At 63.0% G+C, this 20,073-nt stretch carries 18 protein-coding genes and 1 pseudogene; 12 read left to right on the top strand and 7 right to left on the bottom strand.

Going from position 1 to position 20,073, the window contains the following annotated elements; translation table 11 throughout:
• Both BN1129_RS20825 and BN1129_RS20820 read left to right on the top strand, forming a co-directional pair.
• Positions 1 to 1,721: TonB-dependent copper receptor (locus BN1129_RS20825; protein ID WP_042039170.1), on the top strand; the 1,721-nt coding region annotated here is incomplete at its 5' end.
• Between the two features lie 121 nt (positions 1,722 to 1,842).
• Positions 1,843 to 3,450: an alpha-amylase family protein gene (locus BN1129_RS20820; RefSeq protein ID WP_042039165.1), complete on the top strand. Its 1,608-nt coding sequence runs from the start codon at positions 1,843 to 1,845 to the stop codon at positions 3,448 to 3,450.
• A 60-nt stretch (positions 3,451 to 3,510) separates the two neighbouring features.
• Here the strand turns inward: BN1129_RS20820 and BN1129_RS20815 are convergent, their stop codons facing one another.
• Positions 3,511 to 4,047, bottom strand: coding sequence for an MgtC/SapB family protein (locus BN1129_RS20815; RefSeq protein WP_042039163.1), 537 nt, complete (start codon positions 4,045 to 4,047; stop codon positions 3,511 to 3,513).
• 24 nt (positions 4,048 to 4,071) lie between these two features.
• Positions 4,072 to 5,517, bottom strand: coding sequence for a RimK family protein (locus tag BN1129_RS20810; protein WP_042039162.1), 1,446 nt, complete (start codon positions 5,515 to 5,517; stop codon positions 4,072 to 4,074).
• Between the two features lie 186 nt (positions 5,518 to 5,703).
• Between BN1129_RS20810 and BN1129_RS20805 the strand changes: the two genes are divergently transcribed.
• The 5 genes from BN1129_RS20805 to BN1129_RS20780 all read left to right on the top strand — a co-directional run bounded on the left by BN1129_RS20805 (position 5,704) and on the right by BN1129_RS20780 (position 9,776).
• A complete protein-coding gene (locus BN1129_RS20805) occupies positions 5,704 to 6,234 on the top strand; it encodes a GNAT family N-acetyltransferase (protein WP_042039161.1) in 531 nt (176 codons plus the stop codon).
• A gap of 25 nt (positions 6,235 to 6,259) precedes the next feature.
• Positions 6,260 to 6,505 carry a DUF3624 family protein gene (locus tag BN1129_RS20800; protein ID WP_042039159.1) on the top strand — a complete coding sequence of 82 codons (246 nt, stop codon included), beginning with the start codon at positions 6,260 to 6,262 and terminating at the stop codon, positions 6,503 to 6,505.
• Positions 6,506 to 6,546: 41 nt separating this feature from the next.
• Positions 6,547 to 7,293 carry an SDR family oxidoreductase gene (locus tag BN1129_RS20795; RefSeq protein ID WP_042039157.1) on the top strand — a complete coding sequence of 249 codons (747 nt, stop codon included), beginning with the start codon at positions 6,547 to 6,549 and terminating at the stop codon, positions 7,291 to 7,293.
• Positions 7,294 to 7,814: 521 nt separating this feature from the next.
• The gene (locus tag BN1129_RS20785; RefSeq protein ID WP_042039152.1) at positions 7,815 to 8,267 is read left to right on the top strand and encodes a hypothetical protein; all 453 of its coding nucleotides are present in this window, start codon (positions 7,815 to 7,817) and stop codon (positions 8,265 to 8,267) included.
• A gap of 333 nt (positions 8,268 to 8,600) precedes the next feature.
• Positions 8,601 to 9,776, top strand: a complete 1,176-nt coding sequence (locus tag BN1129_RS20780) for an iron-containing alcohol dehydrogenase (RefSeq protein ID WP_084204718.1) — start codon at positions 8,601 to 8,603, stop codon at positions 9,774 to 9,776.
• Between the two features lie 235 nt (positions 9,777 to 10,011).
• Here the strand turns inward: BN1129_RS20780 and BN1129_RS20775 are convergent, their stop codons facing one another.
• The 3 genes from BN1129_RS20775 to BN1129_RS23640 form a co-directional block, all read right to left on the bottom strand.
• Positions 10,012 to 10,638: a glutathione S-transferase family protein gene (locus BN1129_RS20775; protein ID WP_042039150.1), complete on the bottom strand. Its 627-nt coding sequence runs from the start codon at positions 10,636 to 10,638 to the stop codon at positions 10,012 to 10,014.
• A gap of 111 nt (positions 10,639 to 10,749) precedes the next feature.
• Positions 10,750 to 12,018 (bottom strand): O-acetylhomoserine aminocarboxypropyltransferase/cysteine synthase family protein, encoded by a 1,269-nt coding sequence (locus BN1129_RS20770; protein ID WP_042039148.1) that lies wholly within the window; start codon positions 12,016 to 12,018, stop codon positions 10,750 to 10,752.
• Between the two features lie 145 nt (positions 12,019 to 12,163).
• Positions 12,164 to 12,340 (bottom strand): hypothetical protein, encoded by a 177-nt coding sequence (locus tag BN1129_RS23640; protein WP_108536772.1) that lies wholly within the window; start codon positions 12,338 to 12,340, stop codon positions 12,164 to 12,166.
• 100 nt (positions 12,341 to 12,440) lie between these two features.
• Between BN1129_RS23640 and sgrR the strand changes: the two genes are divergently transcribed.
• The 4 genes from sgrR (at position 12,441) to BN1129_RS20750 (ending at position 17,827) form a co-directional block, all read left to right on the top strand.
• On the top strand, positions 12,441 to 14,117 hold the full coding sequence (gene sgrR, locus BN1129_RS20765) for an HTH-type transcriptional regulator SgrR (RefSeq protein WP_042039147.1): 1,677 nt from the start codon (positions 12,441 to 12,443) through the stop codon (positions 14,115 to 14,117).
• Positions 14,118 to 14,309: 192 nt separating this feature from the next.
• Positions 14,310 to 16,487, top strand: coding sequence for a catalase/peroxidase HPI (katG, locus tag BN1129_RS20760; RefSeq protein ID WP_042039145.1), 2,178 nt, complete (start codon positions 14,310 to 14,312; stop codon positions 16,485 to 16,487).
• Between the two features lie 198 nt (positions 16,488 to 16,685).
• The gene (locus BN1129_RS20755) at positions 16,686 to 17,081 is read left to right on the top strand and encodes an acyl-CoA thioesterase (protein WP_042039144.1); all 396 of its coding nucleotides are present in this window, start codon (positions 16,686 to 16,688) and stop codon (positions 17,079 to 17,081) included.
• 32 nt (positions 17,082 to 17,113) lie between these two features.
• Positions 17,114 to 17,827, top strand: a complete 714-nt coding sequence (locus BN1129_RS20750; RefSeq protein ID WP_042039142.1) for a hypothetical protein — start codon at positions 17,114 to 17,116, stop codon at positions 17,825 to 17,827.
• Between the two features lie 50 nt (positions 17,828 to 17,877).
• On the opposite strand, the gene BN1129_RS20745 is transcribed toward BN1129_RS20750, so the two are convergent.
• Positions 17,878 to 18,630, bottom strand: coding sequence for a lipase secretion chaperone (locus tag BN1129_RS20745; RefSeq protein WP_042039140.1), 753 nt, complete (start codon positions 18,628 to 18,630; stop codon positions 17,878 to 17,880).
• The gene (locus BN1129_RS20740) at positions 18,627 to 19,538 is read right to left on the bottom strand and encodes a lipase family alpha/beta hydrolase (RefSeq protein WP_042039139.1); all 912 of its coding nucleotides are present in this window, start codon (positions 19,536 to 19,538) and stop codon (positions 18,627 to 18,629) included. The genes BN1129_RS20745 and BN1129_RS20740 overlap by 4 nt, the downstream gene beginning before the upstream one ends.
• Positions 19,539 to 19,828: 290 nt before the next feature.
• Here BN1129_RS20740 and BN1129_RS20735 point away from each other — a divergent pair.
• A pseudogene (locus BN1129_RS20735) lies at positions 19,829 to 20,073 on the top strand (hypothetical protein); the annotation flags it as partial.

Raw genomic sequence — 20,073 nt, 5'->3', positions numbered from 1 at the left:
ATCCTGTGTTGCGGGGGATGGGGATGTCCCGCCTCAATGTGCAGATGGATGGTGGCATGCTGGCCGGTGGCTGCGGCGGCCGCATGGATCCGCCCACCGCCTATGTGTTTCCCCAATCCTTCGACCGGATCCGGGTGCTGAAGGGGCCGCAATCCCTCGAGCAGGGCGCGACCCTGGCGGGCACTGTGCTGTTCGAACGCGACCGGCCTGAGTTCACGGCCCCCGGCGTCAAGGCAGAGGCCTCAGCGCTCTATGGCAGCTTCGGGCGTGACGATCAGATGCTGGATGCCACTGTCGGTTCCCCCGAGGGTTATCTGCGCGGTCAGTTCACCCACTCAGACAGCGATGACTATCGAGATGGTCATGGCGACAGGGTGCGCTCTTTCTATCGCCGGGAGAATGGCACCGCCCAGCTTGGCTGGACGCCGGGGGAGCACAGCTGGCTCGAACTCACCGCCGAGCGCAGCAATGCCCGCGCCGCCTATGCGGATCGCACCATGGACGGCCCCATGTTCGATAGGGAGTCCTTCGGCCTCAAGCTCAGGCAGGATCAGATCAGCAGCCATTGGCAGCGCAGCGAGCTGACCCTGTGGGACAACGACATAGACCACATCATGGACAACTTCAGTCTGCGGCAAAGCAGCGGTATGAAGATGCTCTCCAACCCGGATCGGCGCAATACCGGCGGCCGCTGGGCTAACGACATCGCCCTGCCGGCCAACTGGCTGCTGACCGCCGGGTTCGATGCCAACCGGGATCAGCACAGGGCCCGCAGCGGGGTCGATTACGCCAGCCAGCCGCGTCAGCGTACCCTGCGTTTCGAACAGCAGGGGGGCTTCACCGAGCTGGGCCGCCAGCAGGGATCGCACAGTTACAAGGGGGGATATCGGCAGGACAGGGTCGAGACCACCCGCTATGGCGCAGGGGATCAGACCCTCTACAGCGATACCCTGACTCTGGGCAGCGGCTTTGGCCGCTACGAATATCAGTGGTCGCCAGCCTGGTCCGGCTATCTGGCCTGGGGTCAGGCCAAGCGGGCGCCGGACTACTGGGAGCGCAGCAAGGACAGTGTCCCTTTCACCCTCAACCCCGAACGCAGCCGCCAGTGGGATGCGGGGCTGGCCCTGCGCAGCAGCGAGCTGGACTTGACCCTCTCCCTGTTCAGCGCCGACATCAAGGATTACCTGCTCTATAACAACCAGTCGAACAAGGTGCGCAACATAGATGCCCAGACCCGGGGCGGTGAGCTGGAAGGGCGCTGGCAGTTTGCCGAGCAGTGGCGCCTCGATGGCGGCCTGGCGGTGGTCTACGGCGAAAACCACAGCGACCACCAGCCGCTGGCACAGATGCCGCCGCTCGATGGCAAGCTGGCGCTTGGCTGGCAACCGGCCGAGGCGTGGAACGTCACCCTGCTTGGCCGCGCTGTCGCAGCGCAGGGCAGGGTGGATGTGGGCGCTGGCACGGTCGCGGGTCAGGATCAGGGGGAGACCCCCGGCTTCTTCACCCTGAACCTGAGCGGTGCCTGGCAGTTTGCAGAGCGGTGGCAGCTGTCGGCCGGGGTGGACAACTTGTTCGACACCTTTTACTACGAACACCTCTCCAAGTCGGTGCACGCCAGTCAGGCGGGGCTGGGCTACGAACAGGTCGGTCGCATTCCGGAGCCAGGTCGCGCCGTCTGGCTCTCCCTCAACTACCGTTTCGCCTCCGCTGGCGTGCTTTAGGCGAGTGAGCGTTGGCTGAGGCAGGTAACGTTTTCAGTCACGGACCGGTACTGGCGGGGCCGTTATCATGGCCCCGAAGTGGCGCCTTCTGCGCCGATATCACCCCAGCGGGAACATAACAATGAAACAAGGAACGTTGTGCTATGGCGGCCTGCTCGGGGCCGCCCTGCTACTGGCGGCGTGCGGCAGTGGATCCCGCAGCGAGCCCCAGCCCCCCGTGGTCAATCCGCCGCTTGCCACCGCCAGCCGCGCCTGCTACGGCCATGATCAGCCCGCCTGCAACCTGCGCACCTATCAGGTGATGGTGGAATCCTTCGTCGATGGCGATAACGCCGCCAACTACGGCGTCGGTTACGGCCCCTCCCGGCACAACGGCGATCTGCAGGGGATCATCGACAGCCTGGATCACATCAAGAGTCTCAACGTCAATGCCATCTGGCTCACCCCGGTATTCGACTCCTGCGCGGGGCTGGGCGGGGATGACAAACTGGATGCCACCGGCTACTTCGCCTGTGACTTCTTCACCGTGGATCCCCGCTTTGGCAGCAATGCCCAGCTCAAACAGCTGGTCGATGCGGCGCACCAGCGCGGCCTCTATCTCTTCCTCGACGGGGTGTTTGGCCACGTCAACAAGGTGGGGGTGAGCAAGCCGTCGCCAGAGGGGCGCCTGCCTGCCCTCAAGAGCGGCGGTGCAGGTTATCCCGGTCAGCTGGTGGATTACAGCCAGCCCCAGAGCCTTGCCTACTTCAAGGAGGTGGCCCGTTACTGGGTCGAGCAGTATGGCATCGACGGTTGGCGCCTCGATCAGGCCTATCAGCTGGGGCTGGACGAGTGGCGCGCCATTCGCGGCGAAGTGGAGCGGGCCAGCGCAGCGCGCAAGGCAGCCGGTCAGCAGTGGGGCACCCTCGGCTACATGGTGGGCGAGGTATGGAAGGGGGCCGACGAGATCCGTGCCCAGGCTTACGGCCCGAGCGACAATCCGGCGCTCGCCTCGGCGTTCGACTTCCCGCAGCGTTACGGCCTGGTGCAGGCACTGGCGGTGGAGGAGTCCGGCAAGGGGGGGCAGGGCGCCAGCGTGCTCGATGCCAGCTGGAACAAGGTGGAGAACTACCCCAGTCACGCCATGCCCAACCTGATGCTGGGCAACCACGATCTGGTGCGTTTCGGCGATCTGCTGGAGCGCGGCCGCTTCAAACCGGCCGAGTACTGGTTGCGTCACAAGGCGGCTTTCAGCTTCCTGGCGGCTCGCTCTGGCCCCATCACCTTCTATTACGGCGAGGAGTTTGGTGACGAGGTGCCGGGCTTTGCCAAGCAGGTAAGCGGTGATTGCGCGGCGCAGGGGCTCTGTGACGATCACGTGGCCCGCAGCGATGGCAAGGTGCCCGGCGTTACCGGCTTCGTGCCCAGTGCCGAACAGGCTGAGCTGAAAGAGTGGCTCGCCAGGCTGCTGGCCCTGCGTGCCAAGCATCCCGCCCTCTATCAGGGGGAGCGGGTCAAGCTGGTGGTCGATGGCAGTGTCTATGGCGACATCAAGCAGACGGCGGGCGAGCAGATCGTCTACTTGCTCAACGTCTCCAGCACGCCCCAGAGCTATGCCCTGCCGGTCGGCAAATTACGCAGTGGCAGCACCCTGCTGGATCTGCAAAGTGGCGAGAGCCTGACCACAGGTGGCAGCAGCGTGACGGTGGACTTGCCGCCGCTGAGCGGCCGCTTCCTGCTGCTGCAATAAGATGGCTGACAGCAAAAGGGCTCCTGCGGGAGCCCTTTTCATTGGTAAATCAAGGCAGGATCACTTCTCGATGCCGCTGCCCAGCTCCTTTTGAGGGGCGTTGGTGGCGGGGGGGTGACCATTGCCGTGGCGCCAGTTCTCCAGCCGGTTGTGCACGCCGCGGCGCAGGCTCTTGAAGCTGGTTTCGAGATAATCCACTCCCACCAGGATGGCCAGGGTGACACCGGTGAGCAGCACGGCCTGATGCAGCATCTGCATGCCGATGAGGGCGCCGAGGGCCGCCAGCATCCAGACGGTGGCGGCCGAGGTCACCCCCAGCACCTGACCATCCCGGGTCATCATGACGCCGGCGCCGAGAAAGCCGATGCCTGTGATGAGCTGACCCAGTACCCGCGCCTGATCGGCGCTTTCCGGGCTGACGGCGGCACCGATGGCGAGAAAGCAGTAAGTGCCGAGAATGATGAGCGAAGAAGTGCGGATCCCGACCGGCTTGCCGCGCAGTTGCCGCTCCACCCCCACGAGAGTGCCACACACCAGGCAGGCCAGGATGTTCTCCCAGCCAAGGGGCGCTATGTCCCACCAATCAGTTGTCATCATAATCACCTCTGCTGTCGATGCTTGTTATCCTGCCGCGCTCTGCCCCCGGTTTTCCAGCCGTTGCCGGAAGGCCCTGGCCAGGCGCTCGTAGAGGTCCTTTGCCTCCCTGTCCTCAATATCGCCACGTATCCAGGGATTGTCGATGATTTCCAGCAGCACGCAGTCGCGATCCTGCTGGCGCAGATCCACCCCGAACAGGCCATTGCCGAGCTGGTGCACGGCGCGGCGGGCGGTCTGCAGCACCCGCTCCGGCACCTCGGTGAGTGGCAGTGCTTCGATCCGGCTCATGTCGAGGGGGTGCTTGCGGCGGCGAATGCGGTTGCCCGGTTCGGGCCGGTAGCGGCGACAGGCGAACAGCGGCGAGCCGTCGAGAAAGCCGATACGCCAATCAAATTCGGCGGGGATCCGGCTCTGCACCAGCAGCAGGGCGGAGCGGCCCAGCCCTTCATCCAGCAGGCGGGCGAGTTGCTGCTCGTCGCTGGCCATGGCGAGATCCCGCCCCTGGGCACCGTCGGGTACTTTGACCATCAGCGGCAAGCCGAGCCGCTGTACCAGCTCATCCACGTGGTGGCGGCCACGACGGGTCACCACCATGGTGGGCGGCATGGGCACGCCGCTGCGCACCATCAGCTCGTAGAGGTAGAGCTTGTTGCTACAGGCGAGGATGGCGCGGGAGCTGTCGATCACCGGCATCTTGAGCTGTTCGGCACGGCGGGCAAATTCGAAGGTGTAGTGGCCGACCGCGGTTTCGGCGCGTAACCAGAGGGCATCGTACTCCGGCAGCCGCTCGATGGCGGACGGCGCCAGCCTCTCGGCCTGGATCCCCTGGGCAGCGGCGGCTTGAATGAAGCGATCCAGTGCCAGGGTGTCACTGCTGGCGCGCCCATCATCGGGATCCACCAGGATGGCGAGCTGGTAGAGCGGGGCCGCGTGCTCCTCATCGCCGCCAGCACCAACCAGTGCCTGGGCGTGGTGCAGCATCAGCGCCTTCTCGCTCTGGCTCAACTCCAGCGGCGACAGGCTCTGCTGCTGGCGCACCGACCAGCCGTGGCGGCCGCGTTTGAGGGTCAGCTCCTGCAGCGGCAGCTGGCTCAGGCCGTAATAGTAGCGGGCCAGCCCCGCCAGCTCGATCTGTTCGCTCTGGCCGAAGATGGCGCGCACCCGAATGCGATCATCGCTCTGCTGGGCCAGCCAGCCTTGTACCTTGCGCCACAGCTTGGCCGGCGGCTGCTGGGGTTGCAGCACGCTGATGGCCTGCAATCCCGGCAGGCAGTGGTGGCTACGGGCCTGTGCCAGCAGGGAGCAGTAGTAGCCCGCGCTCAGGTGCTCCAGATTGCGGCAGAGGTTAATGATGCGAGGGCGGCCGCCGGTAGTCGGCACGCCGTGTTGCAGATAGGTGCGGGCGGTCAGCAGATAATTGGCATGGTAAGGCCAGTCGCCCAGCTCTTCGACGATGACGTAGGTACTCATATTTTCGGCTCCACAGATCAGACTGCCTTGAATGGCAGGATCCCCAGTGGGCTTCGATGCACCGACAAGCACGACAATGGCGCGAGGGGAAACAAGAGGTTACAGTGCCTAATATTCTGCTTTGGTAACTTGTGATACAAGTCGCATTGTTGGTGCTGAAGATAAATAACCGAACAAGGACTCCCCGTGTTGACCGTACGAGCGGCCCGAACCGATGATTTGGGCGCCATCGTTAAGCTGGAACGCTACTGTTTTCCCCCTGAAGTCGCCTTTGGCCGCAGCCGCTGGCACTATCTGCTGACCCACGCCAAGGGCCGCACCCTGCTGGTGTTAGATGAAAAGGATCAGCTGATGGGTTATCTCAGTCTGCTGGAGCACAGGGGCTGGGATCGACTGGTGATCCAGACCCTTGCCATCCGCTGGACCATTCGTCGCCAGGGCTGGGCCCGTCGCCTGCTGGAGCAGGTGATCAGGGAGGGGCGCGAGGCTGGCTGGGGGGCGATCCGCCTCGAGGTCGGCGATGCCAACGAAGAGGCGCAGGCCCTCTACCAGAGGTTGGGATTCAGACCCCAGCAAAGGTTGCCGGACTATTATGGCCGCGACCAGCATGCCCACCGGCTGGTGCTGCCGCTGGTGAGCGACGAGGTGCGCACCCTCAGGCGCCAGCGTCGCAGTGCCATGCATACACAGCCCGGCGTCGCCAAGTCCACGCCTTGAGCGGCAATGAATCCGGAGGATTGGCATGAGCTGTGATGACTGTCTGGCCACCGCCATCAAGGCTAAGCTGGGGCGCTGCCCGGTATGCGCCGGCCAGACCCTGATCATCGGGCTGATCGGCTGGCTGGTCTGGTGGTGGTGCGGCGCTGACACTTCGGTCAATGCCCTCACCGGCCTGCTGTTTGCGCTGGGGGGAGGGGGCCTGCTCCTGCTCCATCTGGCGGTGTTTATCTGGCGAAAAGTGACGGGTCGCGAGCTGGATGATGAGTAAATTCTTTTTTTTCAACAAGATAAATGACAATGGAGGTTCAGATGATTGCAATGGTAACGGGCGCCTCGTCCGGTTTTGGTGAGGCCATCAGCCGTCAGCTGGTGAGCGCGGGCTATCGGGTGATAGGCACCGGCCGCCGCGCCGAGCGGCTGGCAGCATTGGCTGACGAGTTGGGCGAGCAGTTCCTGCCGCTGGTGTTCGACGTGCAGGACAAGGTGGCCACCCGCGCTGCCATCGCGGGTCTGTCTGCCGCCTGGAGCGAAGTGGATCTGCTGGTCAACAACGCCGGTCTGGCGCTGGGGCTGGAGCCTGCCCACAAGGCGGAGCTCGACGACTGGGAGCAGATGATCGCCACCAATATCAGCGGTCTGACCCTGCTCACCCGCCTGCTGCTGCCAGGCATGGTGGCGCGCAATCGTGGCCACGTCGTCAACATCGGCTCCATCGCTGGCACCTACCCCTATCCGGGCGGCAACGTCTACGGCGCCACCAAGGCGTTCGTGAAGCAGTTCAGCCTGAACCTGCGCGCCGATTTGGCGGGCACGGCCATCCGCGTTACCAATGTGGAACCGGGCCTGTGTGGCGGCACCGAGTTTTCCAACGTGCGCTTTCACGGTGATGACGCCAAGGCGGCCACCGTCTATCAGGGGGTGCAGGCCATTCAGCCGGAAGACATCGCCAATACGGTGCTCTGGGTCAGCCAGCAGCCCGCCCACGTCAACATCAACAGCATAGAGATCATGCCAGTGGCCCAGACCTTCGGCCCGCTCCATATCAGCCGTCGCTGAGTTGATCGTTTGACGAAATGAGAAGAGGCACCCGGGGTGCCTCTTTGTTTTGGTGAGCCGATTACAGGCTCATGATCTGCTTGAACTCCTCCTCCGGATACTTCTTCTCGCGGCGTTTGGTGAGGTCGGTCATTCACCCGTTGCCGAGTTTCCAGCGCTTGCCCCCATTCTGCCGGGCGGGTCGACAGGCCAAGTATTTTTTCCCGTGGTTGACGCCAACATTGTATGTCTCTGGGGTTGTTCTGCGATGCTCGCGCTAATGCTTGTTTTGCTCTGATGGTGGCGGTCGAGTGTGGAAAGATATGCCGCCGCGTCATGGCGAGGCGGCGCAGGAGTCATGATTCTGACGCCATGCGGCGGTGAGCAATGGGTGTGGCGCCAGCCTGCATGCAGGATCTCGGCTCATCTGGCAAGTTGGCCTGTAACTTGCTGGTTTGATTGATAATGGTGGGGCTTGGCGCCCCATGTCACCGGATCGGCCAACGCGCCATGCCGGATATGCCTACCGAATTGGAGCCCCCATGGATATCAAACCCTACAGCCAGCAGCTTGCCCAGAGTGCGTCCAATTCCCGCGCCCTTGCCACCCTTAGCAGTGCCGACGGTGGTCAGGGGGGCGGCTGGGAGGAGCTGGTCAACCTCTCCTCCCAGCGACTGACCAGCAAGGCTCAGCAGACGCTCACCTATGAGCACCTGGCCAAGAACAGCAAACTGCCGCCAGCGCTGGACCTCAGTTCAGACAAGGGGGGCATGATGCAGCAGCTGGTAGACAAGGCGCTGGGGTTTGATCGCAAAAAATTCAACGAGATAGAAGGCAAACTCAAGGAGATCGCCGACAACAAGCAGCTGTCTGCCGAAGAGCGCGAGCAGCAGAGCAAGGCCTTGAACGAGCAGAAGGAGACCATGCTGCAAGATGCCATGGATCGCCTCACCGGCAAGAAGAGTGCACCAAAGGAAGAGACCAAGCGCGCCTGAGTGATGGCCGGGCGACTCGCACGGCAATTCGTTGTCGTCAGGGGCAAGCACTTGCCCCTGTCTGGGCGCCATGGCCGGGTTGAATATCCGCACTGAATGGGCTGACCTGCGCCACAAAAGAGGCAGCAAAAAAGAGGGTGGATGCCGCTCTCTGTTTGATCGGACTGAGCCTGCTAGCGCGGCTTAGGTAGCGTCGGCAGGGGGGATTGGGAGTTGCTACTTTCCTCCGGCACTATTTCTTTTCGGGCACTATGCGGACCCGAACGCAATGCATGTGTTGATAGCCCACTCCCGTTTTTGACCTCATGGAGCCACTGGCGCACAATTCCCTGCGTGCATTCAACCGAGGGCTCTGCCGTGTACAACTTCCAATATGCCAATCCTACCCGCGTCTGTTTCGGTGAAGGCCAGATCGCCAGCTTGCCCGATCTAATCCCGGCGGACAGCCGCCTGCTGGTGCTCTACGGCGGTGGCAGCATCAAGCAGAACGGCGTCTATGAGCAGTTGACCCAGGCGTTGGCGGGCAGGGATTGGCAGGAGTTCCCCGGTATTGGCGCCAACCCCCGGTACGATCAGCTGATGGAGGCGGTGGCGCTGGTGAAGCGCGAGCGCATCGACTTCCTGCTGGCGGTCGGCGGTGGATCCGTGGTGGATGGCACCAAGTTCGTGGCCGCTGCAGCCTGCTTCGAGGGTGAAGATCCCTGGGAGATACTGCTGCACAAGGCACCCGTCAAGGCGGCGTTGCCGCTTGGCTGCGTGCTGACCCTGCCCGCCACCGGCTCGGAGAGCAATCCCGCCGCCGTAGTGAGCCGGGGGGAGGCCAAGCTCTCCTTCATGAATCCGCTGGTGCAACCTGTGTTTGCCGTGCTCGATCCCGCCACTACCTACAGCCTGCCCGCCCGCCAGGTCGGCAATGGGGTGGTGGATGCGTTCGTCCATATCATTGAGCAGTACCTCACCTTCCCGGTGGGAGGCGAAGTGCAGGACCGGCTGGCGGAAGGCTTGCTACAGGTGCTGGTGGATAACGGCCCCAAAGCCCTGGTGGATCCCACCAATTATCAGGTGCGCGCCAACCTGATGTGGGCCGCCAGCCTGGCGCTCAATGGTCTCATCGGCCGCGGCGTGCCGCAGGACTGGTCCACCCATGCCATCGGTCACCAGCTCACCGCGCTGCACGGGCTGGATCATGCCCAGAGTCTGGCGGTGGTCTTGCCCTCCCTGCTGCGTGAGCAGGCGGCCCAGAAGCAGGAGAAACTGGCCCAGTTCGCCGAACGGGTGTGGCATTCGAGCCGGGAGGACAAGGCACTGCGCATCGAGGAGGCGATCATCCGCACCGAGCAGTTCTTCCAGCAGATGGGGGTGGGCACCCATCTTGCCGACTACGGCCTGAGCGAGAGCTGCATCCCCGGCATCTGCTCCAACCTCAAGCGCTTCGGCCTGACGGCACTGGGAGAGCAGCAGGATATAGACCCCGACAAGGTCGCCCGGATCCTTTCCCACGCCCTGTAAGTCAGGGGTTTCAGCTTCGGGCGAAAGAGAGACCCGGGCAATCACAGTCGCCCGGATCCTTTCCCACGCCCTGTAAGTCAGGGGTTTCAGCTTCGGGCGAAAGAGAGATCCGGGCAATCACAGTCGCTAGGGTCCTTGCCCATGCACTCTGATCATTTGGCTGACGAGCTGAAAAGAACACGCCCCGATAGTCGGGGCGTGTTGCATTCTGGGGTGAGGCGCTGAGGCTAGAGGATCAGGCGCCCAGATCCAGCTCGCGCTCCAGCACCACTGCTTTTTGGCGGGCCGGATGGGTATTGAGTCGCAGCCAGTAGGTTTGCAAGTGCGGGAAATGGGCCAGCTGGCCGCTCTGGGCCAGCAGATCCACCAGGAAGGAGTTCATGATGTCGGCGCCGGAGAGGCGCTCCCCCACCAGATAGTGGCGGTTTGCCAGCACCTCGTTCAGATAACCCAGCACCTTGGCACACTCCGCTTTGGCGTAGTCCGGCAGGAAGCGCATCGGGCTGCCATCTTTGCGCACGAACATATCCAGCAACAGCGGCAATATGCCTGAGCTCTCGGCAAAGTGGAGCCACTGCAGGTATTCGGGGTACTCGGGGCTATCCGTGGCCGGAGCCAGTCGCTCGGGGGCGTATCGGGCAATCAGGTACTCGGTGATGGCGCCGGATTCTGCCAGCACCCGGCCGTCGAGCTCTATGACAGGCGATTTGCCGAGGGGGTGGATGGCCTTGAGTTCGGGCGGTGCCAGAAAGGTGGTGGCGTCGCGCTGGTAGGCTTTTATCTGGTAAGGCAACCCCAGCTCTTCGAGCAGCCAGATGATGCGCTGGGAACGGGACTTGTTCAGGTGGTGCAGGATTATCATTGAAACCTCGATTCGGTGGCAGGAGTCCATATACGCGTCGGGGAGGTGACTGGTTCACCTGCATGGCGCAATCAAGAGAGCGGGCTGATGCCCGCTCGCTCAACGCCTGGCTTATGCCTCCAGCGCCTGATCCAAATCCGCCAGTATGTCCTCGATCGCTTCGATCCCCACCGACAAGCGGATCATCTCCGGCTTGACCCCGGCCCTGACCTGCTCCTCCTCGCTCAACTGGCGATGGGTGGTGGAGGCGGGGTGGCAGGCCAGCGACTTGGCATCGCCGATGTTGACCAGCCGCTTGAAAATCTTGAGTGCATCGTAGAAACGCACCCCGGCCTCATAGCCCTCCTTCAAGCCGAACGAGAGGATGGCCGACGGCCGGCCCCCCATGTACTTCTCCGCCAGCAGATAGTGGGGGTGCCCCGGCAGACCGGCGTAGCTGACCCAGGCTACTTTCGGGTGATGCTTGAGGTGGTGGGCGACCTGGAGGGCGTTGTCCACGTGGCGCTCCATGCGCAGGCTCAGGGTTTCAAGCCCCTGCAGCAGCAGGAAGGCGTTCATGGGAGCCAGCGCCGCGCCGGTATTGCGCAGCGGCACGGTGCGCACCCGGCCAATGAAGGCGGCCGGGCCGAAGGCTTGTGTGTAGACCACCCCGTGGTAGGAGGGCTCGGGCTGGGTGAGCTGGGGGAAGCGTTCGGCGTTATCCGCCCAGGGGAACTTGCCCGAGTCGACGATGACGCCGCCCAGGGAGTTGCCGTGACCGCCGACATATTTGGTCAGGCTGTGCACCACGATATCGGCGCCGTGTTCGATGGGTTTGCACAGCACTGGGGTGGCGACCGTGTTGTCGACGATGAGCGGCACGCCACGGGCGTGGGCCACCTTGGCGAAGGCGGCCAGATCGACGATGTTGCCCGCCGGGTTGCCGATGCTCTCGCAGTAGACCGCCTTGGTCTTGTCGTCGATGAGGGCGGCGATGGCTTCGGCGCTGTCATCCTTGGCGAAGCGCACCTCGACCCCGAAGCTCGGCAGCATGTGGGCGAACAAGGTGTAGGTGCCGCCATAGAGCTGGGGCGTGGAGACGATGTTGTCACCGGCGGCGGTCAGCGCCTGGATGGCGTAGGTGATGGCGGCAGAACCCGCCGAGACCACCAGACCGGCAATCCCCCCTTCCAGCGCGGCCATCCGCTGTTCCAGTACATCGTTGGTGGGATTCATGATGCGGGTATAGATGTTGCCCGGCACCGCCAGATTGAACAGGTCCGCCCCGTGCTGGGCGCTGTCGAACTCGTAGGCCACCGTCTGGTAGATGGGCACAGCGACCGCCTTGGTGGTGGGGTCGCTGGAAAAGCCGTGGTGCAGGGCCAGGGTCGCATCTTTCATCACACACTCCTTGTTGGATGTTGCTTGTCGCAGTTATAGATGGATAGACGTCCAATCTATCAGGCTCGTAGCCGATGTAAACAGCAAGATCCGGCAACGCAATTGCGCCCGCTGGCCCTTGAGCGACCTGTGTGAGGGATGGCACTCAGAGACGGCGACGATACTCCTTGTCGTCTATCTGGTGCATGTCCCACTGCATCAGGCGGTTGAGCTGGTGCATTGGATCCTCGATAAGGGCGAGCGGCTTGGGCAGGATCCGCTTGAAGTAACGACGCAGGGTCTGCTGGATCCGGTTCGGTTTGAGGGGGGTGGCTTGGCTCATCATAGTGCTCCTGTGCTGTGGTTCTCACGTTCGCCACCAGTATTGAGCTAAAATGAGGAAGTAAAAACTGATGAATTACAGCAATAGGATTTCCTCTTTTATGCCAACCGGTCGCCTCTACCAGCAATTTCAACGACTCGCTCAGCTGCTTGGCAGTGATGAGCGGGAGATCAGCCTCGCCGAGGTGGCGGATCTGCTCTGCTGCACCCCGCGCAACGCCCGTCTGCTGCTGCGGCGGATGCAGGACCAGGGCTGGCTCAGCTGGTCGGCCGAGGCGGGCAGGGGGCGGCGCTCACGGCTGGTGTTACTGGACAGCCAGGAGAGCCTAACCCGGCGCCGGTTGCGGGATCTGCTCAGCCAGGGCCAGCTGGCGCAGGCGGTGCGACTGGCGGAAGATCGCCTCGATCTGCTTACCCCATTGCTGATCGAACAGCTCGGTCAGGCCACCCGCGAGGGGCGGCAGATCCTGCGGGTGCCCTACTACCGGCCGCTGCCGCAGTTGCTGCCGACCGGCCCCATGCGCCGCTCCGAAATCCACCTGAGCCGCCAGCTCTTCAACGGTCTGACCCGACGAAATGAGGAAAATGGGGAAATAGAGGCGGATCTGGCCCACCACTGGGAGTGCCTCGGTCCTTGCCACTGGCGCTTTTACCTGCGCCCGGCAGTGCGTTTTCACCATGGGCGCGAGCTGGGGGTGGAAGATGTGATCGAGAGCCTGCTGGCCCTGCAGGATCGCCCGCTGTTTGCCCATCTGGCCCGGCTGGAGAGCCCCTGGCCGCGCACCCTGGATATGTATCTCGACAGTCCGGATCCCCTGCTGCCCCATCTGCTGGCCGAGCCGGTAGCCGCCATCTTGCCGCGCGAACTCAAGGGAGAGGCGGGTTTTGCCCTGCAGCCGGTCGGTACCGGCCCCTACAAGGTGGCGGCCAACGACCCCCTGCACCTGTGTCTGGCGGCCTTCGACGACTACTTCGGTCTGCGCGCCCTGCTCGACGAGATCGACATCTGGATGTTGCCGGATCTGGCGGATCGGCTGGAGACCCACCTGCAGCTGGGCCGTGACCGCCCGGAGCTGGGCACCATGCGTGGCGAGTCGGAGCTTGAATCGGGTTGCTATTTCCTGCTGCAGGACGATCGTTCCGGATCCTTGCAGGATCCCGTCCTGCGCCAGTGGCTCGGCCAGCAGCTCAATCCGGTCGCCCTGATGGGGCGGGTCACCCCCGAGTTGCAGCGGGGCTGGACCAGTGCCCTCGGCCTGCTGCCTCACTGGCGTGAGGCCCTGCCTGCGCCGTTGCCAACGCCGGCACGCTTGCCAGCGACCCTGGTATTGGCCTGTTTCAACCAGCATCCGGAGTTCAACGAGTGCGCCGTGGCCATGACCAGCCTGCTGGCGGAACAGGGGATCCGGCTCGAGGTGCGCACCCTGGATTATGGCCGCTGGGTGAGCGGGGCGGATGAAGACGTGGATCTCTGGCTCGGCAGCCTCAACCTGGAACACGAGCACGCCTTCGCCCCCTACGCCTGGCTGCTGGGCACGCCGTTGCTGCGTAAAGTGTGGGCAAGCCAGCGACCCCTGTGGCAGGGTCTGACGCAGTGGCGTGCCAGCGGTGAGGAGCCAGGCCCGCGCGCCCTGCTGGCCCGGGTGCAGCAACAGGGCTGGTTTGTGCCCCTGTTTCATCACTGGCTGGAGCTGGAGAGTCGGGTCGGGGTACACGGGGTGCGCATGACGGCGCTCGGCTGGTTCGATTTTCGCAGTGCCTGGCTGAGGCCGGAGTAAGTGCGACGCACGTGTTGCGGGTTGAACCGAGCTCGCCCCACCTTGTACCTGTAGGGGGCGCTTTCGGCAGATCGTCATCCTGTCTTGATTGCGGTTTTTACGATGGGTCGGCAGGTCGCAGTTCATTGGACATTCAATTCCAAAGTGCCATGCTGGTTGAGGTTATGGACAGCAGAGCAAATGAGGAAAACGATGAGCAACAATTCAGAACGTTCCCAAGGACAATGCCCGGTCATGCACGGTGGTACCACCTCCGGCGAGCAAGCCAACATGGCGTGGTGGCCAAAAAGCCTCAACCTCGACATTCTCCATCAGCACGATACCAAGACCAATCCGCTGGGGCCCGGTTTCAATTACCGGGAAGAGCTCAAGAAGCTCGACATGGCGGCCCTCAAGCAGGATGTGACCGCCCTGATGACCGACAGCCAGGATTGGTGGCCGGCAGACTGGGGCCACTATGGCGGCCTGATGATCCGTATGGCCTGGCACTCGGCCGGTACCTACCGCATCGCCGATGGTCGTGGTGGTGGCAGTACCGGCAATCAGCGTTTTGCTCCTCTCAACTCCTGGCCTGACAACGCCAACCTGGACAAGGCCCGGCGCCTGCTGTGGCCCATCAAGAAAAAGTACGGCAACAAGATCAGCTGGGCTGATCTGATCATTCTGGCCGGCACCGTGGCTTATGAGTCCATGGGGCTCAAAACGTTCGGTTTCGCCTTTGGCCGCGAGGATATCTGGCACCCCGAGAAAGACATCTATTGGGGAGCGGAGAAGGAGTGGCTGGCACCGAGCAGCAAGTCCGGTGGCCGTTACTCTGGCGAGCGGGATCTGGCCAACCCGCTGGCGGCAGTGATGATGGGTCTCATCTACGTCAATCCGGAAGGGGTGGATGGTCATCCGGATCCGTTGAAAACAGCCAAGGACATGCGGGTTACCTTTGCCCGCATGGCGATGGATGACGAAGAGACAGTCGCCCTGACGGCCGGGGGACACACGGTAGGCAAGTGCCACGGCAATGGGGACGCCAAGTTGCTCGGGCCCGAGCCGGAAGGTGCCGATGTCGCGGATCAGGGGTTGGGCTGGCTCAACAAGACCCAGCGCGGCATTGGCCGCCATGCGGTGACCAGCGGGATTGAAGGGGCCTGGACCACCCACCCCACCCGTTGGGACAACGGCTACTTCTACCTGCTGTTCAACTACGAGTGGGAACTGAAAAAGAGCCCGGCCGGTGCCTGGCAGTGGGAGCCCGTCAACATACGGGAGGAGGACAAGCCGGTGGATGCGGAAGATCCCGCCATTCGCCACAATCCCATCATGACCGACGCCGACATGGCGCTGAAGTTCGACCCCGAGTACCGCAAGATAGCCGAGCGTTTCCGCGCTGATCCGGCCCGTTTCTCTGACGCCTTTGCCCGTGCCTGGTTCAAGCTGACTCACAGGGATCTGGGGCCGAAAACCCGCTATGTGGGGCCTTATGTGCCGGCTGAAGAGCTGATCTGGCAGGATCCGGTTCCCGCTGGGCGTACCGATTATGACGTGGCGGTGGTGAAGGCCAAGATTGCCGCCAGTGGCCTATCCATCAGCGAACTGGTCACTACCGCCTGGGATAGCGCCCGTACTTTCCGGGGCTCGGATCTGCGTGGCGGTGCCAACGGTGCCCGTATCCGGCTGGCCCCGCAGAAGGAGTGGGAAGGCAATGAACCAGCGAGACTGGCGCGGGTGCTCAAGGTGCTGGAACCCATTGCTGCCGCCAGCCAGATCAGCGTGGCAGATGTGATAGTGCTGGCGGGTAACCTGGGGGTTGAACTGGCGGCCAGGGCCGCCGGGGTTGAGGTGACAGTCCCCTTCAATCCGGGTCGTGGAGATGCCAGTCAGGCCCAGACCGATGTGGCTTCGTTCGACGTGCTTGAGCCGCTGGCTGACGGTTACCGCAACTGGTTGAAGGGGGACTATGCGGTCACAGCGGAGGAGCTGATGCTGGATCGCACCCAGCTGATGGGGCTGACGGCCCATGAGATGACGGTACTGGTGGGCGGCATGCGGGTGCTCGGTACCAACCATGGCGGCACCCGGCACGGTGTCTTTACCGAGCGAGAAGGGGTCTTGACCAACGACTACTTCGTTAACCTCACCGACATGGCCAACACCTGGCACCCAGCGGGAGAGCGTTTGTATGAGGTGCGCGATCGCAAGAGCGGCAAGGTGAAATGGACGGCGACCCGGATCGATCTGGTGTTCGGCTCCAACTCGGTACTGCGTGCCTACGCCGAGGTCTATGCCCAGGATGACAACAAGGAGAAGTTCGTCTGCGATTTCATCAGTGCCTGGAACAAGGTGATGAATGCGGACCGCTTTGATCTGATGAGTTAAGGCCGACCTGACAACCCCGCACACCCGGGTGTGCGGGTATTTTTTGTCCTGAGCCAACGGCAGGCCCGGGGTTGCGACACAGATTGGCCAGCGCTGGGGGAAAGCGCAGTACCCTGTCTTTTCGGACTGGATATCAGGTAACATCTTGATTCATTGATGATGGCTAGTTACCAAGCCCCTGCTGACAAGGAGTCGCCCATGCTGGAAATGCAGATCCAACCCCGTTTTCAAGAGACAGATGCCCTCGGTCACATCAACAATACGGTGCCGGCGGTCTGGTTCGAAGCGGCCAGGGATCCCCTGTTTCGCATCTTCTCCCCCGAGCTGGATGTGCATAATTGGCACCTGATCATCGCGGGTTACACGGTGCAGTTCAAACGGGAGCTGTTTTATGGCCAGCAGGTAGCGATCAAAACCGGGGTGCGTCGCATTGGCTCCAGCTCTTTCACGCTCTGGCAGGAAGCCTGGCAGGGCGGCGAGCTGGCCGTCACCGCCGAGACGACCCTGATCCATTTTGACTATCAGACCCGCCAGTCCCTCCCCCTGAGCGAGAAGCACAGGGAGGGGTTGCGGGCCTGGTTGGTAGAAAGTTAACCTTGGCCTATCGGCCAATCACAGGACACTTAATGCGCAATACAGTGATCGCCCTGAGTCTGGGCTTGGGGCTGGGGATCTGTTCCCTGCCCTCTATGGCGGCTTCTCTCGCAGAGCAGTTCACCCTGATGGAGCGGGGGGCTGAGAACGCCCTCGACACTCGCCTGTTCAGCCATGATGGTGTCGACATCAAGGCCTGGATCGATGGTTTCCCCGTCATCATAGCTGTGCCCATCATGAACGAGCAGGGCAAGCTGGAAGGGGAGAGCCGTTACTACTTCAAGGGGGGCAAACTGTTCGGGGTGAAGGAGCCTGCGGCCCAGTTCGCCTTCGATGAGAAGGGGACGCTTACCCACTGGCTGGACGACAAGGGCCAGCCGGCCGAGTTCGTCAGCAAGATGGGCATGCAGCAGCGCGAAGCCTGGCTCACCAAACGGGCCGCCGAGTTGACTAAGCTATTTGCCCCGAGCCCGGTCGAGCAGAAGGCGGCCAAGGGGGAGGTCAAGCTGAAGGGGGCGGATCTCGCCCACTGGCTCTGCAATGGCAGGCTGATGGAGCTCGCCAGGGGTGACAAGGTGATCTTCGAGCAGGAGATGCTGAAGATTGGCGATCAGGGGATCGAGGGGGAAGTCTCCCTGCGCCAGGAGAAGGGGTGGCAGGATCTTAGCCTCAAGTGCGAGGTGCAGGGCCCGCAAGTGACCCGCCTCACCTGGCAGCCACTGCCCGGTGCCAACAAGCCGCAATGAGTGCGGTTGCAGAATGAACTAAGGGGGCCGCGTCGGGGCCCCCTTGTTGTTTATGGTTGTTCCCCGAGCTGCAGCCGGGTCAACGCCTCTACCCGCCGCCATTGCTCGGCGGGAAACCAGCGGGCCAGTATTTCCTGCTGCTGTTCGGCCCGAGCAAGGGCGGGCAGGGGCTTGAGTTCGGCCAGATAGCCCGCTAGCTGTCGTTCAAACCCCTGCCAGCCCTGCTCCAGCTGATGCAGCCGATCCATCGCTTCAGGTCCCAGCCTCTCCAGCAGCACGGCGTCGCGTTCGGCGGGCGCCAGTGGCTCCAACGCCTGCAGATCACCGAGCAGGCGGCTATTGGCCTCGGCTTCCCTGAACCACTGGGGCTGTTCCGCCAGCCAGAGATCGAGTTCATCGGCTAGCATTTTTTTGTCGGCCTCGCTCGTCTCTGCCAGCGCCTTGCGGCGCAGGGTCCACTGTTCCATCAACCTGTCTTCGGCAAATAGCTGCTCCTGCTCGGCCGGGGTGAAGCTCTGCTGGCGCAGCTGCTCGCGCTCGTCAAACAGCACCAGCAGGCTGGCGAGGCCAGGATCCGCCGGTACCGTCAGGCTGCCCTCCGCCGCCAGAAAGCTCTGGTAGCGGGCCAGCAGCTCGTCCTCTGCGTTCGTCTCCCCCCGTTCCAGACGCTGGGCCAGCTGGTGGCGCAGGGCCCCCTGTTCGGGGGCCGCCGTCAGATCTGGCTGCGGGTCGGGCGAGAACAGGACGGCCCCCAGTAGCATGGCAGCCCCCAGGGACACGGCGATTAGCAGGGATTTTTTCATAGTCCCAGCCTCTGCAAGCGATTGGCGTGCTGGCGATAGAGGGTGACAGGATCGGTTTCAAACAGGTGGTGGATGCCGAACGACTGATTCACCTCGTCCAGATGGTTCATTCGGTAGCCGGTACCGATCACCTTGCCAAGATGGCTGCTGCACACCCCGACCAGACCGTCGTTGGGCTCGCTGAAGAAGCTGCCGGTGAGGGCCAGCGCGGGATCCACCGGATCCAGTATGTTGGTCATGTTGCCGCGCCCGCTCCAGGAGAAGTAGTAGACGCCGTTGGCGGCTTGCAGCGGCCCTTCACCGCAATACTGGTCGGGCAACCCCTCGGGGTAGCGCTGGTTGAAGCGCTGGGCACCTGCGCTGGTCAGGGCATCGAGGGTGGCAAGGGGATCCTGTGGCAGCTGGCTGGCGCCGGAGAGCAATGAGATGACGCCGGACAGCGCCGAGGCAGCGGCCACCGCCAGCTTCTCGGTCACCGAGCCCGGCGCCACCTTGGCGCGCACCAGATCGGCGATTTCGGAGCCATAGTTGGCGCCTCCCACGCTGGTGGCGGAGGCGACCAGCTCGGGGGCGACCGAGGCGACGTAGCGTATGGTGGGGCCGCCGTGAGAGTGGCCAATGAGATTGATCTTGTCAGCCCCCGTGATGGCGAGTACCTGCTGCACCTGCTTGAGCAGCTGCTCACCGCGCCGCTCCGAGCTCTCGGTGGCGGAGACTTTGGCCACGTAGACCCGGGCGCCGTCCCGGGTCAGCGCCTGGGGGATCCCGTAGAAGTAATCGACCCCGAGCAACCTGTCGAAGCCGAACAGCCCGTGCACCAGCACTATGGGGTAACGGGTCTGGGTATAACCTGCCGCCTGGCCCAGTATGGGCAGGGCGCACAGCAGCACCAATAGCCATCTTTTCATCGTCATCATCCTTGTGAAAACAGGCTGCCGCTCCGACAGCCACCGGCCTCATGCCAGTGCCAACCAGCATGGCGAATAGGGTCGCTTGTATCTGTGCAAGTGATCACTAAACAGACAGATTCAAAAAAGCCTTACCCATATGGGCAGTGCTGTGGGGGGAGCTGGCACATGTATCCCTTGTGTTCGGCACTTATATAAGTTAAATAATAATTATTATCATTTGAGTGGTGGAGATCATGACGGGAACCTGGGTGAAGGGATGGGTCGGTTCGAGCGACGCCGACAGCAGCATGGTGAACTGGAAAGTGCAGACCCTGAGCGGCAATCGCCACTTCGATGCCGGCGAGCACGCCAAGGCACTTGCCTATTACCAGCAGGCATTGTGGCTGGCGCGCCAGCAGTTGGCCTGCTGGCACGATGCAGACGAGGCGGTGGCCGCGCTGGTGGTGGCTCACCACAATCTGGCGGATCTGCTGGTGGCCATGGCGTTGCCGGAGCGTGCCGCCGATCTGCTGTGCCATATCCACGACTGTCT

The sequence above is a fragment of the Aeromonas popoffii genome (assembly GCF_000820025.1).
Classification (GTDB): Bacteria; Pseudomonadota; Gammaproteobacteria; order Enterobacterales; family Aeromonadaceae; genus Aeromonas; species Aeromonas popoffii.
Note: the sequence above shows the minus strand (reverse complement) of the source record. Positions and strands in the feature narration are given on the sequence as shown.

Bases quoted from the DNA above. Each gene is read 5' to 3' on its own strand.
- BN1129_RS20820 (WP_042039165.1), top strand. From the start codon at position 1,843: ATGAAACAAGGAACGTTGTGCTATGGCGGCCTGCTCGGGGCCGCCCTG.
- BN1129_RS20815 (WP_042039163.1), bottom strand. From the start codon at position 4,047: ATGATGACAACTGATTGGTGGGACATAGCGCCCCTTGGCTGGGAGAAC.
- BN1129_RS20810 (WP_042039162.1), bottom strand. From the start codon at position 5,517: ATGAGTACCTACGTCATCGTCGAAGAGCTGGGCGACTGGCCTTACCAT.
- BN1129_RS20800 (WP_042039159.1), top strand. From the start codon at position 6,260: ATGAGCTGTGATGACTGTCTGGCCACCGCCATCAAGGCTAAGCTGGGG.
- BN1129_RS20795 (WP_042039157.1), top strand. From the start codon at position 6,547: ATGATTGCAATGGTAACGGGCGCCTCGTCCGGTTTTGGTGAGGCCATC.
- BN1129_RS20785 (WP_042039152.1), top strand. From the start codon at position 7,815: ATGGATATCAAACCCTACAGCCAGCAGCTTGCCCAGAGTGCGTCCAAT.
- BN1129_RS20775 (WP_042039150.1), bottom strand. From the start codon at position 10,638: ATGATAATCCTGCACCACCTGAACAAGTCCCGTTCCCAGCGCATCATC.
- BN1129_RS20770 (WP_042039148.1), bottom strand. From the start codon at position 12,018: ATGAAAGATGCGACCCTGGCCCTGCACCACGGCTTTTCCAGCGACCCC.
- BN1129_RS23640 (WP_108536772.1), bottom strand. From the start codon at position 12,340: ATGAGCCAAGCCACCCCCCTCAAACCGAACCGGATCCAGCAGACCCTG.
- sgrR (WP_042039147.1), top strand. From the start codon at position 12,441: ATGCCAACCGGTCGCCTCTACCAGCAATTTCAACGACTCGCTCAGCTG.
- katG (WP_042039145.1), top strand. From the start codon at position 14,310: ATGAGCAACAATTCAGAACGTTCCCAAGGACAATGCCCGGTCATGCAC.
- BN1129_RS20755 (WP_042039144.1), top strand. From the start codon at position 16,686: ATGCTGGAAATGCAGATCCAACCCCGTTTTCAAGAGACAGATGCCCTC.
- BN1129_RS20750 (WP_042039142.1), top strand. From the start codon at position 17,114: ATGCGCAATACAGTGATCGCCCTGAGTCTGGGCTTGGGGCTGGGGATC.
- BN1129_RS20745 (WP_042039140.1), bottom strand. From the start codon at position 18,630: ATGAAAAAATCCCTGCTAATCGCCGTGTCCCTGGGGGCTGCCATGCTA.
- BN1129_RS20740 (WP_042039139.1), bottom strand. From the start codon at position 19,538: ATGAAAAGATGGCTATTGGTGCTGCTGTGCGCCCTGCCCATACTGGGC.